We start from the raw sequence: 9,295 nt of genomic DNA on the forward strand, positions 1-9,295 counted from the left end.
GCTCGGGATGCCGTTCAGCGTGGGCGAGAAGCTCACGAAGGCGTTCCCGGCGCCCGTGCTCGGCAAGGACATGTCGCTCAGCGACGTCGTCACGCCGTCCGCCGAGCGCTACAAGGAGGCGGGCGACCTCCGAGCGGTCCTCGACGTCGACGCCGAGGCCGCGAAGGTGTTCGAGACCGCGCGCGGCATCGAGAACCTCAAGCGCCAGTGGGGCGTGCACGCGGCCGGCGTCATCATGTCGGCGGAGCCGCTCATCGACGTCGTGCCGCTCATGAAGCGTCAGGACGACGGCGCGATCATCACGCAGTTCGACCAGCCACCGCTGGAAGATCTCGGTCTGCTCAAGATGGACTTCCTCGGCCTGCGCAACCTCACGGTCATCCAGGACGCCCTCAACGCGATCGAGCGCAACACCGGGCAGACCCTCGCGATCGAGGAGCTCGACCTCGACGCCGACCCGGCCACCTACGAGCTGCTCTCTCGCGGCGACACGCTCGGCGTCTTCCAGCTCGACGGCGGGCCGATGCGCGGCCTCCTCAAGCAGCTGAAGCCCACCAACTTCGAAGACATCTCGGCCGTCATCGCGCTCTACCGCCCCGGACCCATGGGCATGAACTCGCACACGAACTACGCGCTCCGCAAGAACGGCCTGCAGCGCGCGGAGGCGATCCATCCCGAGCTCGCAGAGCCGCTGCGCGAGATCCTCGACACGACGTACGGGCTGATCGTGTACCAGGAGCAGGTCATGGCGGTCGCACAGAAGGTCGCCGGGTTCACCCTCGGCCAGGCCGACGTGCTGCGGCGTGCGATGGGCAAGAAGAAGAAGTCCGAGCTCGACAAGCAGTTCGAGGACTTCCAGGCGGGCATGGTCGCCAACGGCTATTCGGCCCAGGCGGTGCAGGTGCTCTGGGACACCCTCATGCCGTTCGCCGACTACGCCTTCAACAAGGCGCACTCGGCGGGCTACGGCGTGCTCGCCTACTGGACCGCCTACCTCAAGGCGAACCATCCGGCCGAGTACATGGCCGCGCTCCTCACGAGCGTCGGAGATGCGAAGGACAAGCTCGGCCTCTACCTCAACGAGTGCCGCCGCATGGGCATCCGCGTCCTCCCACCCGACGTCAACGAGTCGGCGGGGGACTTCACCGCGGTCCCGACCGAGGGCGGGCGCGGCGACATCCGCTTCGGCCTGGGCGCCGTGCGCAACGTGGGCTACGGCGTCGTCGAGCACATCCGCGCGGCCCGCGACGCGGCAGGCCGCTTCAGCACCTTCCACGACTTCCTCCGCAAGGTGCCGATCCCCGTCGCCAACAAGCGCACCGTCGAGTCGCTCGTCAAGGCGGGCGCGTTCGACTCCCTGGGCCACACCCGCCGTTCGCTCATCGAGATCCACGAGGGCGCCGTCGAGCGCGCCGTGAGCGACAAGCGCAACGAAGCCAACGGACAGGTCGGCTTCGACTTCGACTCGCTCTGGGATGAGCCGGAGCACGCGGTCGAATCCGTCCCCGATCGGCCGGAGTGGAGCAAGCGCGACAAGCTCGCGTTCGAGCGCGAGATGCTCGGCCTGTACGTGAGCGATCACCCGCTCGCCGGCCTCGAGCAGACCCTCGCGAAGCACGCGACGATCTCGATCGGCGAGCTGATCGGAGGCGACGCCGCGAACGACGGGGAGACCGTGAGCGTGGCGGGCCTGCTCACGAGCGTGCAGCACCGCACCGCGCGCGCCTCGGGCAACCAGTACGGCATGGTGACGGTGGAGGACTTCGGCGGCGAGGTGACCGTGCTCTTCATGGGCAAGACCTATGCCGAGTTCGCCCCCTCGCTGCAGAGCGATTCGATCGTCGTCATCAAGGGCAGGGTCGCGACGCGTGACGACGGGCTCAACCTGCACGCCGTGAGTCTCTTCGTCCCCGACACGGGGGCGTCGCTCGGCTCGGGGCCGCTCGTCATCTCGGTGCCCGAGCACCGTGCGACGACGGAGGTCGTGTCGGCGCTCAACGACGTGCTCATCCGGCACCGCGGCGACAACGAGGTGCGGCTGCGGCTCGTGCGCGGCGACACGGCGCGCATGTTCGAGGTGCCCTTCCCGGTCACCGTCACCGCCGACCTCTACGGCGAGCTCAAGAGCCTCCTCGGGCCGAACTGCGTCGTCTGAGGGTCGTCGGCCTTCAGTAGCATGCGTGCATGCACGAGCTCGCCGCCCGCATCTCCGGAGTCGTCCTCGAACCCGATGACCCCGGTTTCGCCGAAGAGGTCGCCGGGTTCAACCTCGCGGTCCGCCACCGCCCCGCCCTCGTCGTCGGCGCCGCGTCGGCGGCCGACATCGTCGAGGCGGTGCGGTTCGCCGCGGCCGAGGGGCTCGCGGTGCGCGTCGTCGCCACGGGACACGGCGACCACGTGCCGGTGTCCGACGGTGTGCTGATCACGACACGGCGCCTGGATGCCGTGAGCATCGATCCCGCGGCGCGCGTCGCGACCATCCAGGCGGGCGCGCACTGGGCGGCCGTCATCGCCGCCGCGGCTCCGCACGGTCTCGCCCCGATCACCGGATCGGCGACCTCGGTCGGCGCCGTCGGCTATCTGCTCGGCGGCGGCCTCGGCCCGCTCGCGCGCAGCCACGGCTTCTCCTCCGACTACCTGCTCGGAGCGACCGTCGTCACGGCTGACGGCGAGACCGTCGACGCGAGTCCCGACGGCGACGGCGAGTTGTACTGGGGCCTGCGCGGGGGCAAGGGCGGCCTCGGCGTGGTCACCGAGGTGCGGGTGCGCCTCGTACCGCTCGAGGGGCTCTACGCGGGCTCGCTCACGTTCGACACGCCGCACGTCGAGACGGCGCTCCGCGGCTGGATCGACTGGACCGCAACCGCCCCCGACGACGTCACGACGTCGGCGTTCGTCGTGCGGTTCCCCGACCTCGACTTCCTGCCGCCGCACCTGCGCGGGCGCTTCCTGCTCACCCTCCGCTTCGCGTTCGCGGGCTCGGTCGACGACGGCGCACGGCTGGCGGCTCCGCTCCGTGCCCTCGCCCCGGTCGACACCGACGTGCTCGGGCCGATGGCGCTCACCGACGTCGCGCAGATCCACGCCGACCCGACCGATCCGGTGCCGAGCTGGGGCTGGGGAACGCTCCTCACGACGCTCGATCAGGACTTCGCCACCGCGCTCACGACGCAGTTCCATCCCGCGTCGCCTCTGCCCTTCCTCGGCATCGAGGTACGGCACCTCGGTGGAGCGACACGCACCGACGTCGAGGGCGGCTCCGCGGCGGGCGGGCGCGGCGCGGAGTTCGCGCTGCACGCGCTCGGCGCGCCCGACCCGTCGCTCCACGCCGAGGTGCTCCCGCGCGCGGCGGCGGGGTTCGCCGACGCGATCCGGCCGTGGATCGCGGAGCGCACCAACATCCACTTCATCTCCCACGTGCCGACCGCGGCCGAGTTCGCCGCCGCGTGGAGCGATGAGACCTTCGCGCGCCTGGCGGAGCTGCGTCGTCGGGTCGACCCGCGCGGGGTCTTCCCCTTCGGTCCTCACTGACGCGGGGTCAGCCCTCGACGATCGGCCCCGGAGCCATGTACGAGCGCTCGTGGTAGAGCAGCGCCTCGTCCTCGTCGCCGAGGCCGCCGTCCTCGATGCGCACGACGACCACCGCGTTGTCGGCGATCGGCACGCGCTCGACGATCCGACCGAGCATCCAGGCGGGCACGTCGTTCAGCAGGGGGAGGTCGTGCGGCCCGGGCGTCCAGTGGTCGCCGGCGAAGCGCGCGTCATGCGGGCCGGAGAGCCGGTCGGCGAGTGCGCGATTGCGGGCGCCCAGGAGGTGGATGAGCACGTGATCGGTGTGCTCGACGGCGGGCCACGCGGTCGAGATGCGCGCCATGTTGAAGGTCGCGAGCGGCGGTACGGCGGCGAGTGACGCGAGCGAGGTCGCGGTGAAGCCGACCGGGACGCCCTCCGCGGTGCGACCGGTCACGACCGCGACGCCGGCCGCGTGGCGACGGAACGCCAGCTTGAAGGCGGAGAGGTCGTCGGCGATGTGTGGCTCCACTTCTCCATCCAACCGCGTCCGGGCGACCGCTCTTCCGCCCGTAGCATGGACGGGCCATGATCCAGACGATCGATCTCCGCGGCCGACGACCCTCCGATGCGGAGCTCCGCGCGCTCGTGCATCGCGCCGAGGTCGACGTCGCGGCCGCCGTCCCCGTGGCGTCGGACCTCGTGCGCGCAGTCCGCGAACGGGGCATCGACGCCCTCGCAGAACAGGCCGAACGCTTCGACGGCGGGCGTCCGGCGTCGGTGCGTATCGATCCCTCGGACATCGCGGCGGCCGTCACGGCGCTCCCGCGGGAGGTGCGGGCCGCGCTCGAGGAGGTCATCGGGCGGGAGCGGCGCGCGAGCCGGGCACAGGTGCCCGCCGCCGCCGTCACGACCCTCGCCGACGGGGCGCAGATCACCCAGCGCTGGCAACCGGTCGACCGCGTCGGCCTCTACATCCCGGGCGGCAAGGCCGTGTACCCGTCGAGCGTCGTCATGAACGTCGTGCCCGCTCAGGTCGCGGGCGTCGACTCGATCGCGCTCGCCTCGCCGCCGCAGAGGAACTTCGAGTTCGGCATCCACCCGCTCATCCTCGGAGCGGCCGGCATGCTCGGCGTCGACGAGGTGTACGCGATGGGCGGCGCCGGGGCGATCGGCGCGCTGGCCTACGGGGTCCCGGAGCTCTCCCTCGACCCCGGCGACGTCGTCGCCGGGCCGGGCAACGTCTTCGTCGCGGCCGCCAAGCGCGTCGTGCAGGGCGACGTCGGTATCGACGCCGAAGCCGGGCCGTCGGAGGTGCTCGTCATCGCCGACGCGGTCGCGAACCCCGCGTTCGTCGCCGCCGACCTGATCAGCCAGGCCGAGCACGACGAGATCGCCGCCGCGGTGCTCGTCACCGACTCGGAGGCGCTGCGGGATGCCGTGCTCGCCGAGTTGGAACGTCAGGTCGCGCAGACGGCGGCGCGCGAGCGCGTCCTCACGGCGCTCGGGGGGCCCCAGTCGGCGGTGATCCTGGTCGACGACCTCGACACCGCCGCACGCGTGAGCGACGCCTACGCGCCCGAGCACCTCGAGATCCAGACGGCCGACCCCGGAGCACTGCTCGACCGGGTCTCGCACGCCGGCGCGATCTTCCTCGGCGCCTACTCGCCGGTGAGCCTCGGCGACTACCTCGCCGGGTCGAACCACATCCTGCCCACGGGTGGCACCGCGCGGTTCACGGCCGGGATCTCAGCCGCGACGTTCCTGCGACCGCAGCAGATCGTGCGCTACGAACGCGCGGCGCTCGAGCAGGTCGCGCCGCATATCCGGGCGATGAGCGACGCCGAGCACCTTCCTGCGCACGGAGACGCGGTCGACGTGCGCTTCCGCTGAGTCCACCGATCGGTCCGGCCTCCCAGACTTTCCGGTGCGCGGGAATTATCCTGGTCGCACCATGTTCTGCCCCTTCTGCCGCCATCCCGACAGCCGGGTCGTCGACTCCCGCACGAGCGATGACGGGCTGTCGATCCGGCGTCGACGGCAGTGCCCCGAGTGCGGTCGCCGGTTCTCGACGACCGAGACGGCGAGCCTCACGGTCATCAAGCGCTCCGGCATCGTGGAGCTGTTCAGCCGCGAGAAGGTCGTGTCGGGTGTGCGCAAGGCCTGCCAGGGACGCCCCGTGAGCGACGCCGACCTCGCCTACCTCGCGCAGCGCGTGGAGGAGAACATCCGGGCGACGGGCGTCTCGCAGATCGAGGCGAACGACATCGGCCTCGCGATCCTCCCGCCGCTGCGCGAGCTCGACGAAGTCGCCTACCTGCGTTTCGCGAGCGTGTACCAGGGCTTCGACTCGCTCGACGACTTCGAGTCGGCGATCGCCCTTCTCCGCGTGGAGAATGCCAGCACCGGCGAGACCTCGGTGGTCGAGTAGCGCGCTGGAGCTGGGAGCGAAGGCCATTTCTGGCCTTCGCCGCAGGCCCGTTCACGGCCGTGCCAGCGCCGAGGGCCGTCTCGGCCCGAGGGTCACGATAGGTTGGCTGCGATGTACGCGCTCCTCTTCCGACTCGTGCTCAGCCGGATGGATCCGGAGACCGCACACCACCTCGCGTTCCGCGTCATCCGGTTGCTGCCGGGCTTCCTCCGCGGCCTCAGCCGGCCCCATCCGTCGCTCGCCGTCGACGCGCTCGGGCTGCGCTTCGCCTCGCCGTTCGGTCTCGCTGCCGGTTTCGACAAGGAGGCCGCCGGCATCCGCGGGCTCGGCGTGCTCGGCTTCGGTCACGTCGAGGTCGGCACGATCACCGCCGTGCCGCAGCCCGGCAACCCGCGACCGCGACTCTTCCGGCTGTTGCCCGACCGCGCGGTGATCAACCGCATGGGCTTCAACAACGCAGGCTCCGAGGCGGCAGCCCGGCGGCTCGAGAAGGCCCGTCGTCGGCGGAACCGGCCGGTGATCGGCGTCAACATCGGCAAGTCGCGCGTCGTCGCGGTCGAGGACGCCCTCGACGACTACCTCGTGTCGACGCGGCGTCTCGCCCCGCTGGCCGACTACCTCGTCGTCAACGTGAGCTCGCCCAACACCCCCGGTCTCCGCGGGCTGCAGGAGCTCGACCTCCTCGCCCCGCTGCTCGAGGCCGTGCGGGATGCCGCCGGCGACGTGCCGGTACTCGTCAAGATCGCGCCCGACGTCACCGACCAGCAGGTGCTGCGGATCGCGGACCTGAGCGTGCGACTCGGTCTCCCCGGACTCGTCGCCACGAACACGACGATCTCGCGCGACGGCCTGCGCACCGCACCTGCCGTCGTGACGGCGGCGGGGGAGGGGGGCCTCTCCGGAGCGCCGCTCGCCGCTCGCTCGCTCGAGGTGCTGCGGCTGCTGCGCGCCCACGTGCCGGCCGACTTCGTACTCGTCTCGGTCGGGGGAGTCGACACCGCCGCCGACGTGCGGGAGCGACTGGACGCCGGAGCGACCCTCGTGCAGGGCTACACGGCGTTCCTCTACCGCGGTCCGCTCTGGGCGCGGTCGATCAACCGCGGTCTGCGCCGCTCGGTGGTCGAGTAGCCGCGACGCGGCGTGTCGAGACCTAGCTCGGGTACTGCCCGCGCTTGACCTGCGGCTTCGGCAGGCGCAGGAAGCGCATCTGCACCGCGGGCATCGCCGCGAACCAGCGCACGCCGCGCTCGACCTTGTCGGCGCCGAACTTCTCGCGCAGGCGGCGGCGCACCTGGAAGCCGAGCACGACGCAGTCGATGACGACGAAGACGAAGACGGCCCAGAACGCGAGGAACGCGTAGTCGGCGATCGCGGGCACGAACCAGGTCAGGATGACGAGCACGAGGATCGGCATGAGGATCTCACCCGCGCTGAACCGGGCATCGACGAAGTCGCGCACATAGCGCTTCTGCGGGCCCTTGTCGCGGATCGTGAGGTAGCGCTCCTCGCCGTTCGCCATGCCGACGCGGGCCTTCTCGCGCTCGACCTGCTGCTGCGCGCGGTTCTGCTGACGCGCGAGTCGGCGATCCTTCGGAACGAGCGGGCGGCGACGTGCCGCCTCCTGCTCCTTGCGGGTCGGCGTCGCGTGGCCCTTGCCGGCGACGGTCGGCTCCGGCTCGACCGGAGTCGCGGGTTCTGGTTTGGATGCTCTGGCCACGACTTAAGATTACGGGATGCCGGAGAACCAGACCCCGACCCCGCACGCCGCCGAGCTCTCGGAGGCGGTCGCGGCCGGTTTCCCCGCCGCCGTCGCCGACCTGTCGAGCCTCGTGCGCATCCCGTCGGTGTCGTGGGACGGGTTCGACCCCGCCCATGTCGTCGCGAGTGCGCAGGCGGTGAAGGCTCTCGCCGACGCGACCGGCGTCTTCGAGGACATCGAGATCGTGCAGGCCCCCTACGGGGATGACGGCAAGCTCGGGCAGCCCGCGGTCATCGCGACGCGGAAGGCACGGAACGGCAAGCCGACGATCCTGCTCTACGCGCACCACGACGTGCAGCCCCCCGGGGAGGACGAGTCCGTCTGGGACTCGTCGCCGTTCGAGCCCACGCTGCGGGGCGACCGGCTCTACGGGCGTGGAGCCGCCGACGACAAGGCCGGCGTCATGGCGCACATCGGCGCCATCCGCGCGCTCACCGACGTACTCGGCACCGACCTCGAGGTCGGTCTCGTGCTCTTCGCCGAGGGCGAGGAGGAGTTCGGGTCGCGGTCGCTGCCCGAGATCTTCCGCCGCTACCGCGACCGCATCGCCTCCGACGTCATCGTCGTCGCCGATTCCGGCAACTGGGATCTCGACACTCCCGCACTCACCGTCGCATTGCGCGGAGCCGTCGCCTTCAACCTCCGGATCACGACCCTGGCGCACGCGAGCCACTCCGGGATGATGGGCGGTGCCGTGCCCGACGCCCCGATGGCGGCCGTCAAGCTGCTGGCGACGCTGTGGAACGACGACGGCTCGGTCGCGGTCGAGGGGCTGACGGCGCACGACGCCGCGACGCCCGACTACGACGAGGCGAAGCTGCGCGAGGAGTCGGGGCTGCTCGAGGGAGCGAGCCCGATCGGCCGGGGCGAGATCCTCTCCCGGCTCTGGTACCAGCCGTCGATCACCGTGACCGGCATGGACATCCCGAGCATCAGGAACGCGTCGAACACCCTCGTGCCGAGTGTGCGGGTGCGGATCAGCTCGCGCGTGGCTCCGGGGCAGACCTGGCAGGACGCCTTCGCCGCGATCGAGGCCCACCTGCGCGCGAACGTGCCGCACGGCGCCGAGCTCTCGATCGAAGACCTCGACAGCGGCAACCCGTTCCTCGTCGACACGAGCGGCTGGGCTGCGGCGGACGCTCTCGAGACCATGGGCGAGGCCTACGAGCGGGATGCCGTGAAGATCGGCGCGGGCGGCTCCATCCCGTTCATCGCCGACCTCGTCGAGCTGTTCCCGGCCTCCCAGATCCTCATCACGGGGGTCGAAGACCCGGAGTCGCGCGCGCACAGCCCGAACGAGTCGGTGCACCTGCCGACCTTCCGTCGCGCGATCCTCGCGGAGGCGCTGCTGCTCGCGCGGCTCGAGGCACGCGCGCCGGGGGAGTAGCGCTCCGGCGATACCCGGGTCGAACGCGTACAATCACCACCATGACGGACACCGCACTGACCTCCTCGACCGATGCGGCCACGCACGGCGTGAAGCTCACCGACACGGCCGCGACGAAGGTCAAGAACCTGCTCGAGCAGGAGGGCCGCGACGACCTGCGTCTGCGTGTCGCCGTCCAGCCCGGCGGCTGCAGCGGTCTCATCTACCA

Annotated in this window: 9 protein-coding genes; 7 read left to right on the top strand and 2 right to left on the bottom strand. The window is 71.3% G+C overall.

Annotation, left to right across the window (positions count from 1 at the left end):
- The coding region (gene dnaE / locus ACO1X9_RS13115) for a DNA polymerase III subunit alpha (protein ID WP_486351290.1) at positions 1–2,155 on the top strand (2,155 nt) is incomplete at its 5' end.
- A 29-nt stretch (positions 2,156–2,184) separates the two neighbouring features.
- Entirely contained in the window at positions 2,185–3,531 is a 1,347-nt protein-coding gene (locus ACO1X9_RS13120; protein ID WP_486351291.1) for an FAD-binding oxidoreductase, read from the top strand.
- A gap of 7 nt (positions 3,532–3,538) precedes the next feature.
- Here the strand turns inward: ACO1X9_RS13120 and ACO1X9_RS13125 are convergent, their stop codons facing one another.
- Positions 3,539–4,042: a flavin reductase family protein gene (locus tag ACO1X9_RS13125; protein ID WP_486351292.1), complete on the bottom strand. Its 504-nt coding sequence runs from the start codon at positions 4,040–4,042 to the stop codon at positions 3,539–3,541.
- Positions 4,043–4,098: 56 nt separating this feature from the next.
- Here ACO1X9_RS13125 and hisD point away from each other — a divergent pair, with 56 nt between their 5' ends.
- The 3 genes from hisD (at position 4,099) to ACO1X9_RS13140 (ending at position 7,069) form a co-directional block, all read left to right on the top strand.
- The gene (gene hisD / locus ACO1X9_RS13130; RefSeq protein WP_486351293.1) at positions 4,099–5,403 is read left to right on the top strand and encodes a histidinol dehydrogenase; all 1,305 of its coding nucleotides are present in this window, start codon (positions 4,099–4,101) and stop codon (positions 5,401–5,403) included.
- 61 nt (positions 5,404–5,464) lie between these two features.
- Positions 5,465–5,941 (top strand): transcriptional regulator NrdR, encoded by a 477-nt coding sequence (gene nrdR, locus ACO1X9_RS13135; protein WP_486351294.1) that lies wholly within the window; start codon positions 5,465–5,467, stop codon positions 5,939–5,941.
- A 111-nt stretch (positions 5,942–6,052) separates the two neighbouring features.
- On the top strand, positions 6,053–7,069 hold the full coding sequence (locus ACO1X9_RS13140; protein ID WP_486351295.1) for a quinone-dependent dihydroorotate dehydrogenase: 1,017 nt from the start codon (positions 6,053–6,055) through the stop codon (positions 7,067–7,069).
- Between the two features lie 22 nt (positions 7,070–7,091).
- Here ACO1X9_RS13140 and ACO1X9_RS13145 read toward each other — a convergent pair whose 3' ends face one another.
- Positions 7,092–7,658 carry a DUF3043 domain-containing protein gene (locus tag ACO1X9_RS13145; RefSeq protein WP_486351296.1) on the bottom strand — a complete coding sequence of 189 codons (567 nt, stop codon included), beginning with the start codon at positions 7,656–7,658 and terminating at the stop codon, positions 7,092–7,094.
- 16 nt (positions 7,659–7,674) lie between these two features.
- Between ACO1X9_RS13145 and ACO1X9_RS13150 the strand changes: the two genes are divergently transcribed.
- Entirely contained in the window at positions 7,675–9,087 is a 1,413-nt protein-coding gene (locus tag ACO1X9_RS13150; protein ID WP_486351297.1) for a M20/M25/M40 family metallo-hydrolase, read from the top strand.
- Positions 9,088–9,128: 41 nt separating this feature from the next.
- Positions 9,129–9,295: HesB/IscA family protein (locus tag ACO1X9_RS13155; RefSeq protein WP_486351298.1), on the top strand; the 167-nt coding region annotated here is incomplete at its 3' end.

The organism is Pseudolysinimonas sp. (assembly GCF_057350545.1).